The 22,235-nt window shown below is 62.0% G+C and carries 21 protein-coding genes; 9 read left to right on the top strand and 12 right to left on the bottom strand.

Annotation, left to right across the window (positions count from 1 at the left end; genetic code table 11):
- Positions 1–79 precede the first annotated feature (79 nt).
- The 3 genes from hglS to FIV38_RS28210 all read right to left on the bottom strand — a co-directional run bounded on the left by hglS (position 80) and on the right by FIV38_RS28210 (position 2,720).
- The gene (gene hglS / locus FIV38_RS28220) at positions 80–1,450 is read right to left on the bottom strand and encodes a 2-oxoadipate dioxygenase/decarboxylase HglS (RefSeq protein ID WP_092239279.1); all 1,371 of its coding nucleotides are present in this window, start codon (positions 1,448–1,450) and stop codon (positions 80–82) included.
- Between the two features lie 188 nt (positions 1,451–1,638).
- Positions 1,639–1,953 (bottom strand): SCP2 sterol-binding domain-containing protein, encoded by a 315-nt coding sequence (locus FIV38_RS28215; RefSeq protein ID WP_029293699.1) that lies wholly within the window; start codon positions 1,951–1,953, stop codon positions 1,639–1,641.
- A 56-nt stretch (positions 1,954–2,009) separates the two neighbouring features.
- Positions 2,010–2,720, bottom strand: coding sequence for a histidine phosphatase family protein (locus tag FIV38_RS28210; RefSeq protein ID WP_029293701.1), 711 nt, complete (start codon positions 2,718–2,720; stop codon positions 2,010–2,012).
- 193 nt (positions 2,721–2,913) lie between these two features.
- Here FIV38_RS28210 and sohB point away from each other — a divergent pair, with 193 nt between their 5' ends.
- Positions 2,914–3,936, top strand: a complete 1,023-nt coding sequence (gene sohB, locus FIV38_RS28205; protein WP_029293703.1) for a protease SohB — start codon at positions 2,914–2,916, stop codon at positions 3,934–3,936.
- Positions 3,937–4,009: 73 nt separating this feature from the next.
- On the opposite strand, the gene FIV38_RS28200 is transcribed toward sohB, so the two are convergent.
- Positions 4,010–5,551 carry an MFS transporter gene (locus FIV38_RS28200; RefSeq protein ID WP_092239281.1) on the bottom strand — a complete coding sequence of 514 codons (1,542 nt, stop codon included), beginning with the start codon at positions 5,549–5,551 and terminating at the stop codon, positions 4,010–4,012.
- A 150-nt stretch (positions 5,552–5,701) separates the two neighbouring features.
- Between FIV38_RS28200 and FIV38_RS28195 the strand changes: the two genes are divergently transcribed.
- A complete protein-coding gene (locus FIV38_RS28195) occupies positions 5,702–6,577 on the top strand; it encodes a LysR family transcriptional regulator (protein WP_092239283.1) in 876 nt (291 codons plus the stop codon).
- 18 nt (positions 6,578–6,595) lie between these two features.
- On the opposite strand, the gene dhaL is transcribed toward FIV38_RS28195, so the two are convergent.
- From dhaL to FIV38_RS28155, 7 genes are all read right to left on the bottom strand, one after another.
- Positions 6,596–7,243, bottom strand: coding sequence for a dihydroxyacetone kinase subunit DhaL (gene dhaL / locus FIV38_RS28190; protein WP_092239285.1), 648 nt, complete (start codon positions 7,241–7,243; stop codon positions 6,596–6,598).
- Positions 7,244–7,246: 3 nt separating this feature from the next.
- A complete protein-coding gene (locus FIV38_RS28185) occupies positions 7,247–8,248 on the bottom strand; it encodes a dihydroxyacetone kinase subunit DhaK (RefSeq protein WP_070996106.1) in 1,002 nt (333 codons plus the stop codon).
- A 152-nt stretch (positions 8,249–8,400) separates the two neighbouring features.
- A complete protein-coding gene (locus FIV38_RS28180; protein WP_092239287.1) occupies positions 8,401–9,516 on the bottom strand; it encodes an MDR/zinc-dependent alcohol dehydrogenase-like family protein in 1,116 nt (371 codons plus the stop codon).
- 26 nt (positions 9,517–9,542) lie between these two features.
- Entirely contained in the window at positions 9,543–10,298 is a 756-nt protein-coding gene (locus FIV38_RS28175; protein ID WP_029293715.1) for an SDR family oxidoreductase, read from the bottom strand.
- A gap of 154 nt (positions 10,299–10,452) precedes the next feature.
- Entirely contained in the window at positions 10,453–11,460 is a 1,008-nt protein-coding gene (locus FIV38_RS28165; protein WP_092239288.1) for a substrate-binding domain-containing protein, read from the bottom strand.
- Between the two features lie 54 nt (positions 11,461–11,514).
- Positions 11,515–12,492 carry an ABC transporter permease gene (locus FIV38_RS28160; protein WP_092239290.1) on the bottom strand — a complete coding sequence of 326 codons (978 nt, stop codon included), beginning with the start codon at positions 12,490–12,492 and terminating at the stop codon, positions 11,515–11,517.
- The gene (locus FIV38_RS28155; protein ID WP_029293721.1) at positions 12,489–13,976 is read right to left on the bottom strand and encodes a sugar ABC transporter ATP-binding protein; all 1,488 of its coding nucleotides are present in this window, start codon (positions 13,974–13,976) and stop codon (positions 12,489–12,491) included. The genes FIV38_RS28160 and FIV38_RS28155 overlap by 4 nt, the downstream gene beginning before the upstream one ends.
- 282 nt (positions 13,977–14,258) lie before the next feature.
- Between FIV38_RS28155 and rpiB the strand changes: the two genes are divergently transcribed.
- The 3 genes from rpiB to FIV38_RS28140 all read left to right on the top strand — a co-directional run bounded on the left by rpiB (position 14,259) and on the right by FIV38_RS28140 (position 17,704).
- The gene (rpiB, locus tag FIV38_RS28150; protein ID WP_029293723.1) at positions 14,259–14,720 is read left to right on the top strand and encodes a ribose 5-phosphate isomerase B; all 462 of its coding nucleotides are present in this window, start codon (positions 14,259–14,261) and stop codon (positions 14,718–14,720) included.
- Positions 14,721–14,783: 63 nt separating this feature from the next.
- Positions 14,784–15,764 (top strand): sugar-binding transcriptional regulator, encoded by a 981-nt coding sequence (locus tag FIV38_RS28145; RefSeq protein ID WP_029293725.1) that lies wholly within the window; start codon positions 14,784–14,786, stop codon positions 15,762–15,764.
- 377 nt (positions 15,765–16,141) lie between these two features.
- Positions 16,142–17,704 (top strand): TerC family protein, encoded by a 1,563-nt coding sequence (locus tag FIV38_RS28140; RefSeq protein ID WP_092239292.1) that lies wholly within the window; start codon positions 16,142–16,144, stop codon positions 17,702–17,704.
- On the opposite strand, the gene FIV38_RS28135 is transcribed toward FIV38_RS28140, so the two are convergent.
- Complete coding sequence (locus FIV38_RS28135; protein ID WP_029293730.1) at positions 17,701–18,063, bottom strand: thioredoxin family protein; 363 nt, start codon at positions 18,061–18,063, stop codon at positions 17,701–17,703. The two genes, FIV38_RS28140 and FIV38_RS28135, sit on opposite strands and share 4 nt — an antisense overlap.
- A gap of 350 nt (positions 18,064–18,413) precedes the next feature.
- On the opposite strand from FIV38_RS28135, the gene FIV38_RS28130 reads away from it, so the two are divergent.
- The 4 genes from FIV38_RS28130 (at position 18,414) to FIV38_RS28115 (ending at position 22,008) form a co-directional block, all read left to right on the top strand.
- The gene (locus FIV38_RS28130) at positions 18,414–18,803 is read left to right on the top strand and encodes a RidA family protein (protein ID WP_092239293.1); all 390 of its coding nucleotides are present in this window, start codon (positions 18,414–18,416) and stop codon (positions 18,801–18,803) included.
- Between the two features lie 179 nt (positions 18,804–18,982).
- Positions 18,983–19,747 carry an IclR family transcriptional regulator gene (locus FIV38_RS28125; RefSeq protein WP_092239419.1) on the top strand — a complete coding sequence of 255 codons (765 nt, stop codon included), beginning with the start codon at positions 18,983–18,985 and terminating at the stop codon, positions 19,745–19,747.
- A gap of 17 nt (positions 19,748–19,764) precedes the next feature.
- Positions 19,765–20,973, top strand: a complete 1,209-nt coding sequence (locus FIV38_RS28120; protein ID WP_092239295.1) for an amino acid deaminase — start codon at positions 19,765–19,767, stop codon at positions 20,971–20,973.
- Between the two features lie 117 nt (positions 20,974–21,090).
- Entirely contained in the window at positions 21,091–22,008 is a 918-nt protein-coding gene (locus FIV38_RS28115; protein ID WP_092239297.1) for a sugar kinase, read from the top strand.
- The last annotated feature ends 227 nt before the right edge of the window (positions 22,009–22,235 follow it).

Below are 22,235 nucleotides of genomic sequence, written 5' to 3'. Positions count from 1 at the left end.
TTATCCCAACCGTTCGCCCGACCCTGGGGCACGTTGACTGCGCATGGATTGCGTTGTGGTGTCGGGCGAACTCTACTCTCTAGGTGCGCAGCGCCTGCAGGCAGGCGTCGATCGAGCGCTGCTGGGTGTCGGCATACAGCTGCAACTCATCAATGGTCTGGCGGCCCAGGGCCTGTTCGAATTCGGCCTGGTTGGCGTTGGCCGCGTAGTGACTCTGCGCCGCATCGCCCAGGTTCGACTGGAAAATCCCCGCCGCGCTGACCGGCAGAAAATCCTCATACACCAACGGTTCGATTGCCACGTAACCGGCCTCAAGCAGTGCGTCCAGATTGGGGCGCGGGCTCTTATCGGCTGCGCGGCCCTTGTCGGTCAGGAAGTAGCGAAAGAACGCCAACCCCTGCTCGCGCATGGCCCGGTGGTTATCCGGGAAGGCCTGGAAGTGCTGCTCCATCAGTTCGGTGTAGCGCTGGGCGTTGGCCTCATTGGGGAGGGCGCCCAGTTCATCCCGGGCGGCGTTGAGCAACTGGTCGTAGAGTGCCCGGCCTTTGGGCGTCAGGGCCACGCCACGTTGTTCGATTTCGCCAAAGCGTGCGCTGTGGCTGCCCGTGGCATCGGTAAAGGCGATGGCTTCGTCGAGGGCCTTGAAGCTGGTCTGGCGCAGCAGGATCGGGCATTGGCGGCGGGGTGGGCCTTCGATCACGGCCTTGGGGGTGATGCCTTTGCCGGGCATGTCGGCTTGTACGCGGTCGATGTCCAGGGTGCGTGGGGTCAGGTGATTGATGTGTGGGCCCTTGAAGGCCACCACATCGGCAATCAGCCGGTGCTGGGCGCTGAGTTGTTGGTATTGGGCGGCGCTGACGGTGGCTGTGTGGTGCCAGCGAAAGGTTTCCAGGGCTTGCTGGATAAAGGCCTGGGCATCGTTGGCATTCAGGCCGCCGTCGGCTTCGGCCTGTTCGATCAGGGCCAGCGCCCGTGGGGTGAAGATCGAGCGCTTGCCCAGGGCGGCTTCGGCAAAGGCCCGCAGTTCAAGGTTTTCGATCAGTTCCAGGCGCAGCAGCGAGGTGAAGACCCGGAACGGGCTGGTCTGCAAGGCGCTTTCATGCACTGCGCGAAAGGCCGTGGAATGCACCGGCACGCCGGCCGGGGTGAGGTCGTAGTAACCCACCGGCTGCATGCCCATCACCGCAAACAGGCGACTGATGGTTGCCAGTTCAAGGGCCGTGCCCAGGCGGATGGCGCCGTGGCGCTCCATGTCCAGGCGCTGGATTTCACCGGTGCGCTGCAGTTGCCGCGCCAGGTCGGGATCGCTCGCCAGCGCCCGGGCATTGGTGTCGGCCACCAACTCCAGCAGCGCGCCATACAGCGGCACTTCCTCGCGGTACATGTCGGACATGGCCTTGGAGAAGTCTTTGCGGATGTCGTCGGGGCTGATATGGCGCGGGGTAGGCATAGAAAAAATCCTGGCTGCGATAACGGTGGTATGGGCCGTGAGCCAGATTTTGTTGGGCGTTGCCCGTGGGTGCAAATGAAGATTCCTCTGGACTTCATTCTGCAAATGAATGAGTTCCACTGCGGGAACCGGCACAAACAAAAATCCCGCCTGGGCAGGCGGGATTGGTCAACCCAGGTTGCCCTGGATCAGGCCGGGAACAGTTCGCTCAGCTTCATCGCCAGCATCATGTCGCCTTCGGTGCGCAGTTTGCCGCCCATGAAGGCCTGCATGCCGTCGGTGGAACCGTCGACGATGCCTTTCATGGTGTCGCCGTCCATGACCAGGGTCACTTGGGCGTCAGGGTTTTCGCCTTCCAGCAGTTCGCAGGTGTTGTTTTTAACCACCAGCGAGAAGTTCTGGGTGTCGTCGATACGGAAACCGAACACCAGGTCCAGGCCGTCGGCGGCGCCTGGGTTGAATTTGGCTTTCATTGCTTCTACGGCTTTAGCTACGTCAGTCATGGTTCGATCCTTTTATGGGTGGTGCCAGTGACCTTGGGGTCACGGTTGGCCGCAATTCATCGGAAAGTGATGAGCTGCGGCGCCTTCAACAGTTGCAAGTGGGTATGGCTGTTGAAGGAAGCCAGTGCCACCTCGCGTCCACGGAACTTCAAGTGGTTGAGCGAGGTGTTGACAATCTGCCAGTTCAGCTCGAAAGCCTGGGCGGCAGGTATGCGGGTAATCAGGTGGAGCAGGGCGGTGATGGTGCCGCCAGAGGTAAATACCGCGATCTTGTGGGAGTTGTCCGCCGCCTCTAGCAGACGCTGCAAGCCACCCCGGACCCGTTCGACAAACCCCAACCAGCTTTCCAGGCCGGGCGTGTCGTAGGTCCCGCTCAGCCAGCGCTCGATGATCAGGGCGAAGATCCGCTGGAACTCGCTACGGTTATGCGGCGCGTTGCGCAGGATCTCCAGGGCTTCGGGCTCGCTGTCGAGCAAATCCGGGAGCAGGGCGCGGATGATCGCGTCGGCATCGAATTCGTTGAAGGCGCTGTCGATTTCCAGGGGCGGCACCGGCAAGCCTTGGGCGCCGATGGACTCGAAGGCGGCGTTGGCGGTGTGCTGCTGGCGGCGCAGGTCGCCCGACACGCAGCGGTCGAACATCAGGCCCAGATCCGCCAGGTGGCTGCCCAGTACCTGTGCCTGCTGCACACCGACGGGCGACAGGACGTCATAGTCGTCTGCACCGAAGGAGGCCTGGCCATGTCGAATCAAATAGATGCTGCCCACGTCCGTTCACCCGGTACGTTGAAAGTCTGGCGAGGTTATGAGGATGCCGGGAAGCTGTCAATGAAAAAACATACGCTTGTTTTAAAAGCTCGTTAGAGGCCCGTTTCAAGGGGTTTCAGCTCTGGCTCACCGGCAGTCCCATCGGTATGCTGGGGCAATCCGCGCCTGGCGCACCGTATCTGTAAGGAGTCCCATGGAGTTTTTGGCTGAGTATGCAAGTTTTCTGGCTAAAACCGTCACGTTGGTCGTCGCCATCCTGGTGGTGCTGATCAGTTTCGCGGCGTTGCGCAGCAAGGGCCGGCGCAAGAATGCCGGGCAGTTGCAGGTCAGCAAGCTCAACGATTTCTACAAAGGCCTGCGCGAGCGCCTGGAGCAGACCCTGCTCGACAAGGATCAGCTCAAGGCCCTGCGCAAGTCCCAGGGCAAGGCCGAGAAAAAACACAAGAAAACCCCCGAGTCCAAGCCACGGGTGTTTGTCCTGGATTTTGACGGCGACATCAAGGCCTCGGCCACCGAGAGCCTGCGTCATGAAATCACCGCACTGCTGAGCCTGGCGACGCCCAAGGACGAGGTGGTGCTGCGCCTGGAAAGCGGCGGTGGCATGGTCCACAGCTATGGCCTGGCCTCGTCGCAATTGGCACGCATCCGCGAGGCGGGCGTGCCGTTGACGGTGTGCATCGACAAGGTTGCGGCCAGCGGCGGCTACATGATGGCGTGCATCGGCGAGAAGATCATCAGTGCACCGTTTGCGATCCTCGGTTCGATTGGCGTGGTAGCCCAGTTGCCCAACGTCAACCGCCTGCTGAAAAAGCACGATATCGACTTCGAAGTGCTGACCGCTGGCGAGTACAAGCGCACCCTGACGGTGTTTGGCGAAAACACCGAGAAAGGCCGGGAGAAGTTCCAGGAAGACCTGGATATCACCCACCAACTGTTCAAGAACTTCGTCTCGCGCTATCGCCCGCAACTGGCGATTGATGATGTGGCCACCGGCGAAGTCTGGCTGGGCGTCGCAGCGCTGGACAAGCAATTGGTGGACGCCCTGCAGACCAGCGACGAATACCTGGCGACCAAGGCCAAGACCGCCGAACTGTTCCACCTGCACTATGCCGAGCGCAAAAGCTTGCAGGAGCGGGTGGGCCTGGCGGCCAGCGGCTCGGTGGACCGGGTACTGCTGACCTGGTGGAGCCGCCTGACCCAGCAGCGCTTCTGGTAACACGGCCGCCTCTGTAGGAGCGAGCTTGCTCGCGAAAAACTCAAGACCAACGCGGTCATCCACCATACCCGCGTTACCGTTGACGACCTTCGCGAGCAAGCTCGCTCCTACAAGGTGTGGGAATCGGATGCCTCATCAGCAGGCCCACCACCAGCGCCCCCAGCAGGCTCAACACTCCCGCCACCCACAATACCCGGCCAAACCCACCGACAAACGCCTGCCAGGCCAAAGGTTGCACTTGCCCTTGCGCTGATTCCGGCAGCAGCGCCATGGCCGCAGGCATGTCCCCGGCCACTACCCGTGAGGCAATTCCCGGTACCTGAGCCTGCCATTGCGCGCCAAGGCTGGCTTGCAGCAGATGCTCGCTATGGCTGGCCAGCAGTGCCCCGTATACCCCGATCGCCAACATGATCGCGCTGAAACGCATGGTGGTACTCATGCCCGAGGCCATGCCCGCCCGGTCCCTCGGCACGCAGGCCATGATGTTTTTCTGGGTATCGCCATTAAGCAGCCCGGCACCGGCGCCGGTCACTGCAATTGCCAGGGCGAACGGTAGATAACCGCCGACACTCACGGCCCAGGCACTGAGCAGGTTGCCGCTGCCCACCAGGGCCAGCCCGGCCGCCATCAGGGTGGCCGGGGCAAAGCGGCTGGCCAGGCGTGCGCCGATACGCGGGCAGATCAGCATGGTCAGGGCAAACGGCAGCATCCCCAAGCCCGAGGCAATCGCCGAAAATCCCAGGCCGTTCTGCAGGTAAAACGGCAGCAGCGTCATCATCACTTGGGCACAGCCGGCATAGGCAAACATCCCCAGCAACGCGCCGATAAACCGTGGGTGCTGGAACAGTTGCAGGTCCACCATCGGTCGGTGTTGCAAGCGCTCCACCCACACAAACAGGCCCAGCAGGAACGCGCCGCCAAGCAGTCGCGCAGAGGTCAACGGGTTGTCCCAGCCGATCCGGTTGGCTTCGATCAGGCCCCAGATCAGGCATAGCAGGCTGGCGCTGAAGGTCAGGCTGCCCCAAGGGTCGAGGCGCGCCGATTGGCTGTCGCGCGATTCCGGTATGGCATGCAGGACCAGCGCCAGTAACGCCAGGCCCACCGGCAGGTTGAGGTAGAAAATCCAGCGCCAGCCCAGGTAGTGGGTAATCAGGCCGCCGAGGGTCGGCGCGGCGGTCATCGCCACGCCCATGCAGGCGCCCCAGAAGGCCCAGGCCTTGGCCCGTTCCAGTTCATCGTGAAAGGCGTGGCCGATGGACGCCAGGGCTGATGTCAGCAGTAACGCCGCACCGACACCTTTGACGGCGCGGGCGATATCCAGCAGCAGCACGTTGGGGGCGGCGCCACAGCCCAGGGAGGCGAGGATAAAAATAGCCAGGCCACAGAGCAGGGTTTTCTTGCGACCAAAGCGGTCGGCAATGCTCCCGGCCGGCAACAGCAGGGCGGCGAACGCCAGCATATACGCGCTGACCACCCATTCGATATCGGCAAAATTGGCCCCCAGGTCGCGGGCGATAGTCGGCAGGGTCACGGCGACGATATTGGTATCGAGGACAATCAGCGAGCAGACCCCCGAGGCGGTCAACAAGGTAAGGCGTGGGCTGACCTGGCTCATGGCATGATTACCTGGCAGGCAACAGGCAAGCTGGATTTGACGGGCATCGTAGCGACTCTCTACTGTGGGCGTCCTGTCAGCTTAACGTCGGCGCCCAGTGGTTCTGTTAGCCGAGGCGAAGCACATCATTACCTTTGAGCTAATCCTGCAATGGAAATACGTCATTTCCGCTACTTTCTGGCCGTTGCCCGGCACCGCAACTTCACACGTGCTGCTGAACAACTGGACATTGCCCCACCCACCTTGAGCCGGCAGATCCAGGATATGGAGCGCACCCTGGGCACCCGTCTGTTTATCCGGCGTCAGCGTGACGTCAGCTTGACCGAGGCGGGTACCGCGCTGCTGGCCGAAGCCGAGGCCACCGTGCGCCAGTTCGAGTTTGCCCAGCGCAATGCCCAGCGCGCCGGGCGTGGCGAAATCGGCCATATCGAATTGGGTTATGTGGCGTCGGCGGTGTATTCGGGGGTGCTGCAACGCCAGGTGCAGGCGTTTTGCGCAGAGTTTGCCGATGTGAGCCTCAGCGTGCGGGAAAGCCCCATGGCCCTGTTGCCGGGGCTGGTGGCCGAAGGGCGCTACGACATTGGCTACATTCGCTCACCGATAACCTTGCCCGACGGTGTGGAGGCGCTACGCCTGGGCAGCGAAGGTTTTGTCCTGGCGCTGCCCCAGGGCTCGTGGCTGCTGGGCTTGAAGGCGATCACCTGCGAGCATTTGCAGAACGAGACCTTCATCCTGCCCGAACAGATCAGCGGCACCTTGCAGGTGGCCGCGCAAGGCGGGTATGCCCCGCGCCTGGGGCCGCAGCCGGGAGGCCTGGTGGCGGTGATTGCCCTGGTGTCGCTGGGGCAGGGGGTGGCGGTAGTGCCGGAATCGGTGGTGGGGCATGTCAGCCTGCCGGGCGTGCAATACCGCCACATCCAGGGCAGCGATGCGTCGTCGTGGCTGTCGCTGATTTACCGGCGCTTTGAAAAAGCTCCGGCCGTGGCGCGGTATATCCAGCACATCAAACACAACCCCACCCTGTAGGAGCCGGCAAGCTGGCCCCTACAGGGCCAGGCGGGGTTGGATCGAGTCTGCCAGTTGCGTGAGGATCAGGCAGCAGGACACCGCCCCGGCGTCCAGCACCCCCAGCGAACGTTCGCCCAGGCGGCTGGCCCGGCCGATCTTGGCCACCAGGTCCTTGGTCGAGTCGCGGCCCTGGGAGGCTGCACTTTTCATCGCGTCCAGGGCATCACCGAAGGAGGCGCCCCCCGCCTGCGCCCGTTCAAACGCCTCCACTGCGGGAATCAAGGTGTCCATCAAGCACTTGTCGCCCACGCCGGCTTCGGTGATGTCCTGCAACGAGGTCAGGCCGCCGCGCAGTAAATGGGCGAAGGTCGCGCCATCGATGTCTTCGCAGCCGCGTACTTCGTCGGCCATGCCGATAAACAGGCTGCCATACAGCGGGCCCATGGAGCCGCCGATGCCTTCCATCAGGCTCAGGGTCAGTTCATCCAGGGCCTCGGCCAGGGTCAACTGCCGGCCCTCAATGGTGCGGCCACAATGGGCGAAGCCCTTGGCCATATTGATGCCGTGGTCACCATCGCCAATCGCGCCGTCGACCGCGCTGAGGTATTCACGGTTGGCGACGATCACGCTCACCAGGTCAGTGACAATCGCGCTGCCGTCGTGGGTAGAGAAATGCTGGCTCATGGTTTACTCCGCCTGGGTCATGCCGATGGAGCGGCAAGGTTGGTCGATCAGGGTTTTCAGTTCGGCATCCAGGCCCAGCAGGGTCAGGGTCACGCCCATCATTTCCAGGGAGGTGAAGTAGTTGCCGACGTAGCAGCGATGGATCTTCAGGCCCTTGGCCTTGAGCTGGCTTTCGACTTCGGCGTAGAAAATGTACAGCTCCATCACCGGCGTCGCGCCCAGGCCCGAGACCAGCACCACCACGCTGTCATCCTGGCTGAAATCCCGATCCGCGAGGATCGGTGCCAGCATGCGCGTGGCCATGGCAGCGGCGGACTCGATCGGAATCACTTCGATGCCGGGTTCGCCGTGGTGGCCGATACCCAATTCCATCTGGCCATCCGGGATCTGGAAGTTCGGCTTGCCCACGGCCGCAATGGTGCAGGGTGTCAGGCCGATACCGATCGAGCGGCAGTGATCGACGGCCTTCTGCGCGACGCGGATCACCCCATCCAGGTCATAGTGTTGGGCGGCGGCGGCACCGCCGATTTTCCACATGAAGATTTCCCCGGCCACTCCGCGCCGCTTGGCGATATCGGCCTTGGGCGCCGACGCCACGTCATCGTTGGCGACTACGGTGCGGATCTGCATATCTTTGCTGGCGGCCATTTTCATCGCCAGCTTCACGTTCATATTGTCGCCGGCATAGTTGCCGTACAGGCAGGCCACGCCCGCGCCGTGATCGGCGGCGCGGAAGGCATCGAAGAAGCTTTTGGCGGTGGGCGAAGAGAAAATTTCGCCGACGGCCACGGCGTCCACCAGGCCGGGCCCCACGTAGCCGAGAAACGCCGGCTCATGGCCGGAGCCACCGCCGGTGACGATGCCCACGCAGCCTTGTCTGGACGGCTTGGCCTTGCTGATGACGCGGGGGTTGGTTTCGCTTTGGCGCAGCTCGGGATGGGCGACCAGAATGCCGCGCAGCATGTCCTCGACCACTTGGTCCGGATCGTTGATGACTCGATTCATAACGCGGGTTCCTGTTCTTGTTGTCTTGGGCGCAGTCGGTTAAATGTGGGAGCGGGCTTGCTCGCGAAAGCGGTGGGTCAGCCAACTGATGTGTCTTCTGGCACACCGCCTTCGCGAGCAAGCCCGCTCCCACATTTGGGATGTGTGTTGGATCAGGGTTCGAGCACAACCTTCAAGGACTTGTCCCCTCGCTCCATCACCGCAAACGCTTCCTTGAAATCCGCCAACGCAAACTTGTGGGTCACTACGTCGCGCATGTCGATCTTGCGCTTGCCGATAAAGTCGATGGCCCGTGGGTACATGTAGGGCCCCAGGTGCGAACCCAGCACGTCCAGTTCCTTGCGGTCGCCAATGATCGACCAATCTACCGTGGCCTCGTCGTTGAATACGCTGAATTCGACAAAGCGCCCCAGCTTGCGCAGCATCGCCAGGCCCTGGTTCACCGCCTTGTGGTGCCCGGTGGCTTCGATGTAAATGTCGCAGCCATAACCGTCGGTGATTTCGCGGATTTTCGCCAGTACATCGACCTCGGCCGGGTTCCAGACCTCATCGGCACCCATGCGCAGGGCCAGTTCGGCGCGTTCGGGTTTCATGTCGAGCACGATCAGGCGTTTGGGGTTGCGCATGCGCACCGCGCCGATGATCCCCAGGCCCAGGGTGCCAGCCCCGGCCACGACCACCACATCGTCGAAATCCACATTGGCCCGTTCCGCCGCGTGCAGCGAGCAGGCCAGGGGTTCGATCAGGATCGCCTCGTCCGGCGCGATGGAGTCCGGCACTTGGTGGATGATGCCTTCCTTGGTGAAAATCATGTATTGGGCCATGGCGCCCTGGACGTTGTTCTGGAAGCCGTAGAGGTCGTGTTTCTGGCACATCCAGTACTGGCCGTGGTTGCAGAAGCGGCAGCCCCAGCAGGGCACGATCTGCTCGGAAATCACCCGGTCGCCAACCTTCACCCCACGCTTCTCGGCGCCGGGGCCCAGGGCGACCACGCGGCACACAAACTCATGCCCGGGAATCATCGGCGGCTTGACGTAGCGCGGCTGCTCGGCGTCGCCCCAGAACGATGGCGCGCCGCGATAGGTCTTGATATCGCCCATGCAAATGCCGCACAGCTCGACCTTGGTCAGAATCTCGTCGGGGCCGGGGGTGGGCACGTCGACGGTTTCCAGGCGATAGTCTTCCGGACCATGGCAGACCACGGCCTGCATGGTCTTGGGGATCACCGGGTGGAGTTGTTCGGCGGTACGTTCGGTAGCGGTAAACATGACAAACCTCACGACGAATAGATGGGTTACTGAATGCTGTAGCCGCCGTCGATCACCATATTGGCGCCGGTGATCATCTGGGCGGCATCGCTGAGCAGGTACAACGCCAGCCCGGCGATTTCATCGGGCTGGGCAAAACGGCCCGCCGGGATTTGCAATTTGGCCCGTTCGCCCACTTCGCCTGCCCAGGCTTTCTTGCCCAGGGCGGTCTCGACGATGGTGGGGGAGATGGCATTTACATTGATGTGCGGTGCCCATTCCATGGCCAGGACCTTGGTCATGCCGACAATCGCAGCCTTGCTCGCGCAATACGCCACATGTCGATCCAGGCCGATCACCGCTGCCTGGGACGCCAGGTTGACGATGCGCCCGCTGCCCTGGGCCAGCATGTATTTGGCACAGGCCTGGGCCACGAAGAAGCTGGCCTTGAGGTTGATATCCAGGGTGATGTCCCAGGCGTTTTCGCTGACGTCGATGGCCTTGTCCAGCATCACCACGCCGGCGCTGTTGACCAGGTAGTCCAGGCGCTTGAAGTGCGCGAACACGTAGTCGATGCTGCTCTGCACCTGGTCGAGTTGGCGCAGGTCGACGGCAAGGCCGATATGCCCGGCGCCGAGGCTGGCGGCCACTTCAACCACGGCTGGATCGCGGTCGAGCAAGGCCACACGGGCACCGCGCTCCACCAGCAGGCTGGCGCACGCCAGACCAATCCCCGCGGCCCCGCCGGTGATCACGGCGCAACGGCCGCTGAGGTCGAAGGCTTGGTTCCAGAATCCAGACATTGGTTTAACTCCATTTTCTCAGTCGCTGGAGATTCAAGTGTGTGCGGGCTTGCTCGCGAAGGCGCAGGTTCAGCCAACTGATGTGTCTTCTGACACACCGCCTTCGCGAGCAAGCCCGCTCCCACATTTGGATAGTGTTTACAGGTCGAAACCGCTATTTGCTGCCACTGACCTGCTGGTACAGCGCATCCGCATTTGCATTGGTCACCGGCACCCACGGCAGGATGTAGTTCTTGGCGGTGCCGTCGCCCCAGGTCACGTCCTTGGCATAGCGCTCCCAGATCACCGACTTGGGCGTGTAGTCCTTGCCGGCCAATTGGCGCAGGGCCACATCGAGTGCGCCCTGGGACTGGGCCTGGGCGTCTTGCAGGAAGGTGGTGACTTCATCTTTTTTTGCCGCCTGGATCGCATCGGGCATGCCGTCGATGGAGGTGACGGGCACGTCCTTGGACGTCAGGCCATGGGACTTGAGGGCCTGCACGGCGCCGAGGGCCATGTCGTCGTTTTGCGCGATCACCCCGTTGATGCCTTTGGGGTGGGCGTTCAGCCAATCTTCAGTCAGGGTCAGGGCCTGGGCGCGGTCCCAGTTGGCGGTCTTTTTCTCGATGATCTTGATCCCGGGGTGCTTGCCCAGTACTTCCAGCTCGCCTTTTTCCCGATCGATCTGCGCCGACTGGCCAATCGGCCCCTGGATGATCACCACATTGCCTTTGCCCTGGAGTTTGTCGACCATGGCCTGGGCCTGCAGGCGACCGCCCTCGACATCATCGTTGCCCACGTACGGCACGCTGGCATCGGCGACCTTGGTGTTGGAGGCAATCACCACCACATCGTTGGACATCGCCTGCTTCACGGTGCCAACGCCGGCCTTGGTGTCGATGGGCACGAAGAGGATCGCGTCGTAGCGCTGGGTCACCATGTTTTCGATCTGGTTGTTCTGGGTCAGCGCGTCATAGTTGCCGTCGAAGACGGTCAACTGCACGGTGCCGTCCTTGACCGCCGGGTGTTCTTTCAGCTCGCGTACCCAGTTCTGCATGAACTGGCCCTTGAGGCCGTACACGGCAGCGCCGACTTTGTAGGTTTTGCCATCGGCGGCCAGGGTGATGCTGCTGGCGAGCAGGGTGAGGGCCGCAACGGCGGCAAATGATGTAGCGACTTTCATGATGAGAACTCCGTTTATTGTTGTGGTCGTTCAGTTCGTTCAGAGGAAAAGCGACTAGCGTTTTTTCTTGCGCCACACGTCAATCAACACCGCGAGCACGATGATCAGGCCCTTGGCGACCTGCTGGTAATAGGAGGACACGCCGAGCAGGTTCAGGCCGTTGTTGATCACCCCGATCAGCAGGGCGCCGAACAGCGTGCCGACGATGGTGCCGACGCCGCCCGATAGGCTGGTGCCGCCGATCACCACCGCGGCAATCGCATCCAGCTCATAAGACATGCCGGCCTGGGGCAGGGCCGAGGTGGTGCGCGCAGACAGCACCACGCCTGCCAGGCCGGCGAGCAAGCCCGAGACCACGTACACCGAGAACGTCACCTTGCGCACGCCGATTCCCGAGGTGCGCGCGCTTTTTTCATTGCCGCCCACCGCGTACACATAGCGCCCGTAAGTGGTGTAGCGCAGCACCATCCAGAAAATCAGCGCAACCACGGCAAAGATGATGATCGGCACGCCAATCGGCCCCAGCTTGCCGATGCCCAGGGCCAGGTAGGCGTCCGGCAGGTCGGTGACCGGGCTGCCGTCGTTGAGGATGAAGGTCATGCCCCGGGCAATGCTGAGCATGCCCAGGGTGGCGACAAAGGGCGGGATCGACAGGTTGGCCACCATAAAGCCGTTGACCACCCCCAGCATCGCCCCGGCAAACATCCCGGCGCTGACGGCGGCGAGCAGGCCGTAGCCCTGGGTCGCGACCAGCGCGCTGCACAGGCCGGCGAAGGCGAGGATCGAGCCCACCGAGAGGTCGATGCCCTTGGTCAGGATCACATAGGTCATGCCCACCGCAAGGATGCCGTTGATAGAGGTCTGGCGCAGGATGTCCATCCAGTTGCGCCAGGTCATGAAGTATTCGCTGGAGAACGCCATGACCACGCACAGCAGGATAAACACCAGCGGCAGGCCAAAGCGGTCGAGGGAAAGCCGCAGGCGGCTGCGCGCGGGGGGGGTCAGCGGGGCGGTAATGGTTTTGGCATTCATGAGGCAAGACTCAACAAGGCTTCCTGGGAAAGGGCGGTGTCGCTGCTGATAGTCACCAGCCGGCCACCCTTGAAGACGGCGATACGGTCGCTCAGGTGCAGCAGCTCCGGGGCTTCCGACGACACCACGATGGCCGCACCACCGGCGCGCACGAACTGGTCCAGCAAGTGATAGATCTCCTGCTTGGCGCCTTCATCGATGCCCCGGGTCGGCTCGTCGCACAGCAGGCACACCGGCTGGGTCGACAGGCATTTGGCAAGCACCACCTTCTGCTGATTGCCGCCGCTCATGGACGCCACTGGCAGGTCCAGGGAAGTGGTCTTGATCTGCAGGCGCTTGACCATGTCTTCGGCCAGTTGGTTTTCCTTGCGCGCATTGATCAGTGACCAGCTCGACAGCTGCTTGTACGCCGATAACGCGATGTTCGAGAGGATGCTGGAGCTGAGCACCAGGCCGCTTTCCTTGCGGTCTTCGGTGACCAGCGACATGCCGGCGCGGATGGTCGCCTTGGGCAGGCCGATGGGCATCGGTTTGCCTTGCAGGGTTACGCTGCCGGCATCCGGGGTGGTCAGGCCGTAAATGCAATTGAGGAACTCGCTGCGCCCCGAGCCCATCAGGCCATAGATGCCGAGGATTTCGCCCTGGCGCAATTGCAGGCTGATGTCCTGGAACTCGCCGCTGCGGCTCAGGCCCTGGACGTCCAGGCAGCACTCGGCGGCGCTTTCGCGGCCGACCTTGTGGTCGATGCGCGTCAATTCCTGGCCGACGATGCCGCGCACCAGGTGGGCGCGGTCGATATCGGCCATGCGCCCGCTTTCGACGAAGGCGCCATCGCGGAAGATGCTGTAGTCGTCGGCAATCTGCGCCAGTTCGCTGAGGCGATGGGACACATACACGATCCCGGCGCCCCGCGCGGTGAGGCGGCGGATGGCCTTGAACAGGGTTTCGGCTTCGCGCTCGCCAATGGCGGAGGTGGGCTCGTCCATGATCATCACCTGGCAGTCATGGCTGAACGCCTTGGCGATCTCTACCAACTGGATCTGCGCCACGCTCAAGCGATGCATGGGCGCGGTAGCCTCGACGTCGAACTCCAGGCTTTCCAGCAGTTCGCGGGTGCGTCGGTTCAGCGCCTTGCTGTCGACAATGCAGCCGGCGCGCCGTGGTTCGCGGCCCAGCCAGATGTTTTCGGCGACGGTCATGTAGGGGATCGGTTCCAGCTCCTGGGTGATCATCGCGACACCCGCCGCCAGCGCTTCACTGGGGCGATGGAAATGCACAGGGGCGCCATTGAGCAGGATGCTGCCGGCGTCACGCTGGGTGATGCCCATCAAAATACTGAGGAACGTGGATTTGCCGGCGCCGTTGCCGCCGCACAGGGCATGCACACTGCCGGCCCGCAGCGAGAGGCGGCCGTCACGCAGGGCAGGGATGCCGGCGTAGGCCTTGGCGACGTGTTCAGCCTGGAGCAGTAATGGCGTAGCCATCGGCGTGTCCTCGTGCTGTGAATTCTTATTAGGTACACAGTCGTGTTGCTGCGTGAGCATATGTGTATCAAATGAAATTCTGATCAGTCAATCTCTTTCATTGAAAACTTGTAATTGCCTGCTCTTTCTTAATTCGTGGCGTTTTAGAGGGGTTTGACTGGCAGGTCAGTTAAATCGTGCTTGACAGTTGTCGGGGAATATCCGAGAAATGGCTGATCGAAATTTCACTGAGTGATCATATGATCAGTCTTAAATTTCACCACGGCAGCGGAGCCTAATGCCATGAACACACCTTTCCCGGTGGCTATCGGATGTGATGAAGCAGGTTTTGAGCTCAAGGAGCTGTTGAAGCGCCATATCGAGGCGCTGGGGTATCCGGTGACCGACTTTGGCACCCATTCCACGGCCCCGGTGCTCTACCCGGATATTGCGCTGGCGGTGGCCACGGCCATCAACGCCGGGCAGCAGCGCCTGGGCGTGCTGGTGTGTGGCACGGGCATCGGCATGGCCATCTCGGCCAATAAAGTGCTGGGGATTCGCGCGGCCCAGGCCCACGACACCTATTCGGCAGAACGGGCGCGCAAGAGCAATGATGCGCAGATCCTGTCCATCGGTGCGCGGGTGGTGGGTGCGGAGCTGGCCAAGAGCATCGTCACCGCGTTTCTGGCCTCGGAGTTCGAGGCGGCGCGGTCCGGGGCCAAGGTCGAGCGCATCAATGCCATTGAGCGTGATGGGCATCAGTAGTGGACGTAGCGGGGCAAGAGTCGGGAGAATGCGCCTTTGACGCCGAAACGGAAGCCCGTCCCCATGAGTGACAGCACCCTGCGCACCGCCAGCGATATCGATCTGATGACCGAAGTGGCGATGCTCTATTACCTTGAGAACGTCACTCAGGAAGCCATCGCCAAGCGGTTCGACCTGTCCCGGGCCAAAGTCAGCCGGCTGCTCAAGCGTGCGCGCGATGAAGGGATTGTCGAAGTGCGGGTGTTGCAGCATCCGGCAATGAACAATGAACTGGAGCAGGCGCTGGTGGAGCGCTTCCAGTTGGACCGTGCGTTGATCGCGGTCGATCACAGCGATGCCGACACCCAGCGCTCCGCCGTGGCCAGCCTGGTGGCCAACTACCTGAACAAGACCCTGGGCGACGGGATGATCGTCGCCGTGGGCATGGGCCGCAATGTGGGAGCGGTGGCCGATAATGTGTTTTTGCCGGTGACGCGCAACTGCACGTTTGTCTGCGCCATTGGCGGTTCGCTCAAGGCTGGCGAATACATGAACCCCGACCACATCTGCCGACGCCTGGCCCTGCGCTTTGGCGGTGAAAGCGAAAGCCTGTACGCCCCGGCACTGGTGGCCAACCCGGAACTGCGCAGCGTGCTGATCAGCAACGACACCGTACGCTCCACCCTCGACCGTGCACGGCGGGCCGACATGGCGCTGATTGGCATCGGTGACATGAGCGAAAACAGCAATATGGTGCGCATGGGCTGGTTCTCACCCCAGGAAATCGCCCAGGCGCGTTTGTCCGGCACCGTGGGCGACATGATGGGCTACGACTTTATCGACATCCATGGCCAGCCGGCGGTCAACGCCATTCAAGGGCGGGTGATCGGCTTGACGGTACAGGAGCTGTTCCGCATTCCAGATGTAGTGGCAATCGCCAGTGAAAACACCAAGGCGGCGGCGACGCTGGGGGCGCTGCGCTCGGGGGTGATCAATACCTTGGCAACCACGGTAACGAATGCCCACACCATCCTGGCGCTGGACGACGCAACCCGCAAAACCTGACCCGCTCGCTCATGGAGCTGGCTTGTGTGGGAGCTGGCTTGCCTGCGATAGCATCACCGCAACGTGACGGATACATCGAGGGGCGTGCATCGCAAGCCGGCTCCTACAGGGGTTTGCGGGGTGCTTTTACAGATCTTGTAATAGTTTTAAATTGTAGGAAATTTGTATTTCGGCTGTAGGATTAAAGTCCTTTTCTCACTGCAGGACTTGCATGAACACCCTCTCGGAGCCTCCCAGTCGTCTTTCCCCAAGACCTCTATTGCCGCCGTTCCCGCTGAAGCATCCCCTATTCAGACTGCTAACCTTTTCCCGGCCATCGGACCGCGTTTTGTTGTGCCCGGCATTCTGAATATCAATAAAGAGACAGAGACTTCTATATGGAATGGTTAGCGGATCCAACGGCCTGGCTCGGCCTGTTGACCTTGATTGTGCTGGAACTGGTACTGGGCATCGACAACCTGGTGTTTATCGCGATCCTGGCAGACAAGCTGCCACCGGAGCAGCGTGACCGTGCGCGGTTGATTGGCTTGTCCCTGGCACTGCTGATGCGCCTGGGCCTGTTGGCAAGTATTTCCTGGTTGGTGACCTTGACCCAGCCGTTGTTCGAGGTGTTCGACAAGAGCTTCTCCGGACGCGACCTGATCATGCTGTTTGGTGGTGTGTTCCTGTTGTTCAAGGCGACCATGGAGTTGCATGAGCGGCTCGAAGGGCATGTCACCGAACGCACCGGCAATGCGGCCTACGCGATGTTCTGGCCGATCGTGGCGCAGATCGTGGTGCTGGACGCGGTGTTCTCCCTCGACGCGGTGATTACTGCGGTCGGCATGGTGGATGAACTGGCGGTGATGATGATCGCGGTGATCGTGTCCATCGGCGTAATGATCGTGGCCAGCAAGCCGCTGACCCGCTTCGTCAATGCGCACCCGACAGTGATCATGCTGTGCCTGGGCTTCTTGATGATGATCGGTTTCGCCCTGACCGCAGAAGGCCTGGGCTTCCATATCCCCAAAGGCTACCTGTACGCGGCCATCGGTTTCTCGATCCTGATCGAGGTGTTCAACCAGATCGCCCGGGCGCGCCGCAAGAAGTCCGCGCAAGGCCTGCGGCCGATTCGTGAGCGCACGGCCCATGCGGTCATGCGTTTGCTGGGTGGCCGCAGCCTCGCGGTGGAAGAGGTGGGTGAGGACGTTACCGACCTGTTGGATGGCGCCGATAACAGCCAAGGCCCGCTGTTCGATCGCCGCGAACGGATCATGATCAGCGGCGTATTGCAGTTGGCCGAACGGCCGATCCGCACCTTGATGACCCCGCGCGCGAATGTGGACTACATCGATCTGGCTGACGATCCGGAGACCATTCGCCTGAAACTGATGCACTCGTCCTACTCGCGCTTGCCGTTGATCCGTAACGGCGCGGTGGATGAGCCCCTGGGCTTCGTGCATAAGAAGGAACTGCTCAAGGAGTACCTGGCCGGCAATGAGCCGAACCTGGAACACCTGGCGCGACGGGCGATCAACCTGCTCGACAGCTTCTCGATCCTCAACGCTCTGGAGCAGATGCGCCAGGAGTCGACGCACATTGCCTTTGTGATCAATGAATTCGGCGATTTCATGGGGGTGTTGAGCATGACCGACATTCTTGAATCCATCGCCGGTGAATTGCCGGATGCCAGTGAAGTAGAAGGCCCGGATATCGTCGAAGAGCAGGGCGGCTACCGCGCCAACGGTGCGTTGAACCTGAACCTGATCCGCCAGCGCACCGGTTTCCAGGCGATGGCCACCGAGGATTACCAGACCCTCGCCGGCCTGGTGATGAGCCTGTTGGATCGCCTGCCGGTAGTAGGCGACAGCCTGGAACACGCCGGCTGGCGCCTGACCGTGGCGGCGGTGGAGGAGCGGCGGGTGACGCAGGTGCTGTTGGCCCCGCTCGCGGTGGGTTAACGGGGCCTGGCCCTTTTGGTCGGCACGCCACGGGTGTGCCGCGCGAAGGTTTTCTTCAGGGTCTGCTCCTGGGTTTCCCAGGGGCCGAACCCTTTGAGTGTTTCGACCAGCCTGCCGTTTTTCAGTATCAGCAGCGTCGGTGTGCCGGTGACCGCGGGGTGCCGAGGCGTCTGGCTGGTATCGAGTACATAAAGGGCGGCCTGGCGGCGATAGCGGCTGGCCACTTTACTGAACAGTGGCTTGGCCGTTCCGCATGCCGGGCACTGGGGCGATACAAAGAGCATGAACACCGTGCGTTGTGTCTGCAGCGCCCGTCTATACGCATCCGCGTCATCGATCACTGTGTTGATCAGTCCCATGACAGTCTCCTTCTCAGGTCCGTGGCCAAACCCTAAGCCGGGTGGGGCAGGCGGTCTACTGTCAGAATTCACAGGTAGCGCACCCCGCTGTGTCGGATCGCAACGGATTGTGGGGCGCGGTAGCAGTGCGCGGGTCGTCACGGGCGGGGCGTCGGTGGCTTGGCGATTTCTTATGTGCATGATTTAAAACGACTTTAACGTTTGAATATTTTCCTGGGACTGGCTGTGGCACACTTTCTGCTACTTATTCCGTTGTTACATACCATGTTCCGTTACAGCGGAATAAGCGGCTTCCGCCACGCCTGGCGCAATTCCTGAAAAATATCCGTTTTTAATCAAGGAGCAATTTTATGAGCATTACTCGTTACGGCGCCGGTAGCACCGCCGGCGGTGGCCAACCCCGCCCATTCGCCCGTGCAGTGGAGGCGGATGGCTGGCTGTACGTGTCGGGGCAGGTGCCGGCGGTGGACGGTGAGATCATCAATGGCGGGATTGTCGAGCAGACCCACCAGACCATGAAGAACGTGGTGGCAATCCTTGCAGAGGCCGGTTATGAGCTTAAAGACGTGGTCCGGGTGGGCGTATGGCTGGAAGATCCACGGGATTTCTGGAGTTTCAACAAGGTTTTCGGCGAATACTTCACCCCCGAACACGCCCCGGCACGGGCCTGTGTGCAGGCAAACATGATGGTTGATTGCAAGGTCGAGATCGATTGCGTGGCCTACAAGAAAAAAGGCTGAATGCCTGATCTAAAGCCCACTCAAATCCAAAGTGGACTGGGTTTGGGTGGGAGCGGGCTTGCTCGCGAAAGCGGTGTATCAGTGCCAGATTTGTTGGCTGACACAGCGCTTTCGCGAGCAAGCCCGCTCCCACACAAGCGCCGCTCCTACATGGACCTTTTATGCCGATGAAGACTGCCATGACCGAAGACACCATCAAACGCCGCGCCAAAGGCCTCGACCGGGCGTTCGATATCCTCGATTTTCTCAAGGAAGTCGGCCAGCCCCTGCGCCCCAACGATATTGCCAGTGGCATCGGCAGCCCCAAGTCCACGGTCTACGAGTTGGTCGCGTCCCTCCTGGAGCGGCGGATTCTCGAAACCGTGGGCAAGGACGGTCATGTCTACCTGGGCCGCCAACTGTACTTCCTCGGCCAGGCTCACTTGCGCCATTTCGACCTGACCCGCGAGGCCGATCACGCGTTGCAGGAAATTGTCCGCCAAACCCACGAGACCGCGCAGATGTGCCTGCTCAACGGGCGCAAGTACACGGTAGTGCTGATGCGCGAGGGCCAGCGGCATTTCCGGATTTCTTCGGATATCGGTGAGAACGCGCCGATCCCCTGGACCGCCTCCGGGCGCTTGCTGCTGGGGCATTTGAGCGACCAGCAGATCATCGATCTGATCGACCACGATGACTTCATCCTGCCGGATGGCCAACGCCTGCCTCTGGACACCTTTCTCGGGCAGATCCGCCAGGCCAGCCTCGATGGTTTCTTTTCCTTCGACAGTGTCGCCGACACCTTTACCCACTGCTTTGCCGCGCCGGTGCGCGATGCCCACGGCATCGCCATTGCGACCCTGTGCATCGTCGCCCCACGGGCCGACGCCCAGAACCATTACAACGACTACCGCCGGGTGCTGATCGACAGCGCCAACAACCTGGCCCGTCGTATCAATGAATAGCCAAACGGAGTAATCCCATGCCGGTCTTCAATGCCGTTGAAAAAGGCGCTGCCGCCAGCGGTGCCCATCTGGTACGCGACGTCAGCTTGCCTGCCCTGGTGCTGCACCGCGCGGCGCTGGAACACAATATTCAGTGGATGCAGGACTTCGTCAGCAAAAGCGGCGCGCAACTGGCGCCCCATGGCAAGACCAGCATGATGCCGGCGCTGTTCCAGCGTCAGTTGGCGCAAGGCGCCTGGGGCATCACCCTGGCCACCGCCGTGCAGACCCGCGCCGCCTATGCCGGTGGTGTGCGCCGGGTATTGATGGCCAACCAATTGGTGGGCGCGCCGAACATGGCGTTGATCGCCGAACTGCTGGCGGACCCAGGCTTTGACTTCCATTGCATGGTCGACCACCCGGACAACGTGGCTGACCTGGGCGCGTTCTTCGCCGCCCGTGGCCTGCGCCTGAACGTGATGATCGAATACGGTGTGGTCGGCGGCCGCTGCGGTTGCCGCAGCGAGCAAGAGGTGCTGGACCTGGCGCGGGCGATCAAGGCCCAACCGGCCCTGGCGCTCACCGGTATCGAAGGCTACGAAGGGGTGATCCACGGCGAGCATGCCATCAGCGGTATCCGCGAGTTTGCCGCGTCGTTGGTGCGCCTGGCGGTGGATATGCAGAACAGCGGTGCTTTCGACCTTGGCCAGCCGATCATCACCGCCTCGGGTTCTGCGTGGTATGACCTGATCGCCGAATCCTTTGCCGCGCAAAATGCCGAGGGGCGCTTCCTCAGCGTGCTGCGCCCCGGCAGCTATGTGGCCCACGACCACGGCATCTACAAGGACGCGCAATGCTGCGTATTGGACCGGCGCAGCGACCTCAGCGAAGGCCTACGTCCGGCCCTGGAAGTCTGGGCCCATGTGCAGTCATTGCCGGAGCCTGGGTTTGCGGTGATTGCCCTGGGCAAGCGTGACGTGGCCTACGACGCTGGCTTGCCGGTGCCGCTCAAGCGCTACAAGGCCGGCGTGCTGCCGGCGGTGGGCGATGACGTGAGTGGCTGCAAGGTCACGGCGGTGATGGACCAGCATGCGTTCATGAGCGTGGCGGCGGGGGTTGAGCTGCGGATTGGCGACATCATCTCGTTTGGCACATCGCACCCATGCTTGACGTTCGATAAGTGGCAGGTGGGGTGCCTGGTGGATGAGCAGTTGCAGGTAATCGAGACATTGCAGACCTGTTTCTAGATCGCGTCGCGGCCATCGCAGGCAAGCCAGCTCCCACATTTGAATGTGTTCACAAATCCAAATGTGGGAGCTGGCTTGCCTGCGATGAGGCCCCCAAACCCACCCGAGAATCCGAACATGAACCCACATCCGCGCATCGCCCTGATCGGCGAATGCATGATCGAACTGCAACACCGCGCCGACGGTAGCCTGCACCAGAGCTTCGGCGGCGATACCCTGAACACCGCCGTCTACCTGCGCCGCGAACTGGGGGCAGACAGCACGGTGGACTACGTCACCGCCCTGGGCGATGACAGCTTCAGCGATGCCATGTGCGCGCAATGGGCCTCCGAAGGCCTTGGCCTGCAGCGAGTCCAGCGCTTGCCGGGCCGTCTGCCGGGGTTGTACTGCATCCAGACCGATGCCAATGGCGAGCGCAAATTCCTCTACTGGCGCAACGAAGCGGCGGTGCGCGATTGCTTCACCACCCCTGGGGCGGAACCGATCCTGGCGGCCCTGCCGGGCTACGATGTTCTGTATTTGAGCGGGATCACTCTCGCGGTGTTGGGTGCAGTCGGGCGTACACGCCTACTGGCTGTGTTGGTCGAAGCCCGTCAGCGGGGTGCCAGAGTGGTGTTCGACAACAACTACCGGCCACGTCTTTGGGCCGGTGTCGAAGCCGCCCGCGAGGCTTACCGGCAGGTGCTGGAGCATGTGGATCTGGCCTTGCTGACCGAGGACGACGAACGTGCCTTGTTCGGCTATGCCGACAGCGAGCAGGTGTTTGCGGCCTATCCGGGGATTGATGAAGTGGTGCTCAAGCGCGGCGCGGATGACTGCCTGATTCGCCAAAGCGGCCAGCGTTTTGTGGTGCCGGCGGTAGCGGTCGAGAAGGTGGTGGACACCACGGCGGCGGGGGATTCGTTCAGTGCGGCGTATCTGGCCAGCCGGCTCAGGGGCGGTTCGCCGCAAGAGGCGGCCTTGGCTGGGCACCGGCTGGCGAGCCGGGTTATTCAGGTTGCGGGCGCGCTGCTTCCCCTGAACGAGTCGAGCTGATGGGGCTAGTTGTGGCGAGGGGGCTCGTCCCCCGTTGGGCTGCGAAGCAGCCCCAAAACCGGTCACCTCGGTGTTTCTGAAAGGCCGAGGTGAGGCTGACTGGGGCTGCTGCGCAGCCCAGCGGGGGTGTAGAACCGTAGACATCCTTTACATCTGAAACCGGGGACATCGTTTACACATTTGAAGCTTGGATGCGGCTCTTGCCGCGTCCAAGTCTGCCCAAGGGA

Source organism: Pseudomonas proteolytica (genome assembly GCF_007858275.1).
Taxonomy (GTDB): domain Bacteria; phylum Pseudomonadota; class Gammaproteobacteria; order Pseudomonadales; family Pseudomonadaceae; genus Aquipseudomonas; species Aquipseudomonas proteolytica.
The sequence above is the reverse complement of the archived record's forward strand: the minus strand, read 5'-3'. Positions and strand labels throughout refer to the sequence as shown.

Coding starts and splice junctions, on each gene's coding strand:
- hglS (WP_092239279.1), bottom strand. CDS start 1,450: ATGCCTACCCCGCGCCATATCAGCCCCGACGACATCCGCAAAGACTTC.
- FIV38_RS28215 (WP_029293699.1), bottom strand. CDS start 1,953: ATGACTGACGTAGCTAAAGCCGTAGAAGCAATGAAAGCCAAATTCAAC.
- sohB (WP_029293703.1), top strand. CDS start 2,914: ATGGAGTTTTTGGCTGAGTATGCAAGTTTTCTGGCTAAAACCGTCACG.
- FIV38_RS28200 (WP_092239281.1), bottom strand. CDS start 5,551: ATGAGCCAGGTCAGCCCACGCCTTACCTTGTTGACCGCCTCGGGGGTC.
- FIV38_RS28195 (WP_092239283.1), top strand. CDS start 5,702: ATGGAAATACGTCATTTCCGCTACTTTCTGGCCGTTGCCCGGCACCGC.
- dhaL (WP_092239285.1), bottom strand. CDS start 7,243: ATGAGCCAGCATTTCTCTACCCACGACGGCAGCGCGATTGTCACTGAC.
- FIV38_RS28185 (WP_070996106.1), bottom strand. CDS start 8,248: ATGAATCGAGTCATCAACGATCCGGACCAAGTGGTCGAGGACATGCTG.
- FIV38_RS28180 (WP_092239287.1), bottom strand. CDS start 9,516: ATGTTTACCGCTACCGAACGTACCGCCGAACAACTCCACCCGGTGATC.
- FIV38_RS28175 (WP_029293715.1), bottom strand. CDS start 10,298: ATGTCTGGATTCTGGAACCAAGCCTTCGACCTCAGCGGCCGTTGCGCC.
- FIV38_RS28165 (WP_092239288.1), bottom strand. CDS start 11,460: ATGAAAGTCGCTACATCATTTGCCGCCGTTGCGGCCCTCACCCTGCTC.
- FIV38_RS28160 (WP_092239290.1), bottom strand. CDS start 12,492: ATGAATGCCAAAACCATTACCGCCCCGCTGACCCCCCCCGCGCGCAGC.
- FIV38_RS28155 (WP_029293721.1), bottom strand. CDS start 13,976: ATGGCTACGCCATTACTGCTCCAGGCTGAACACGTCGCCAAGGCCTAC.
- rpiB (WP_029293723.1), top strand. CDS start 14,259: ATGAACACACCTTTCCCGGTGGCTATCGGATGTGATGAAGCAGGTTTT.
- FIV38_RS28145 (WP_029293725.1), top strand. CDS start 14,784: ATGAGTGACAGCACCCTGCGCACCGCCAGCGATATCGATCTGATGACC.
- FIV38_RS28140 (WP_092239292.1), top strand. CDS start 16,142: ATGGAATGGTTAGCGGATCCAACGGCCTGGCTCGGCCTGTTGACCTTG.
- FIV38_RS28135 (WP_029293730.1), bottom strand. CDS start 18,063: ATGGGACTGATCAACACAGTGATCGATGACGCGGATGCGTATAGACGG.
- FIV38_RS28130 (WP_092239293.1), top strand. CDS start 18,414: ATGAGCATTACTCGTTACGGCGCCGGTAGCACCGCCGGCGGTGGCCAA.
- FIV38_RS28125 (WP_092239419.1), top strand. CDS start 18,983: ATGACCGAAGACACCATCAAACGCCGCGCCAAAGGCCTCGACCGGGCG.
- FIV38_RS28120 (WP_092239295.1), top strand. CDS start 19,765: ATGCCGGTCTTCAATGCCGTTGAAAAAGGCGCTGCCGCCAGCGGTGCC.
- FIV38_RS28115 (WP_092239297.1), top strand. CDS start 21,091: ATGAACCCACATCCGCGCATCGCCCTGATCGGCGAATGCATGATCGAA.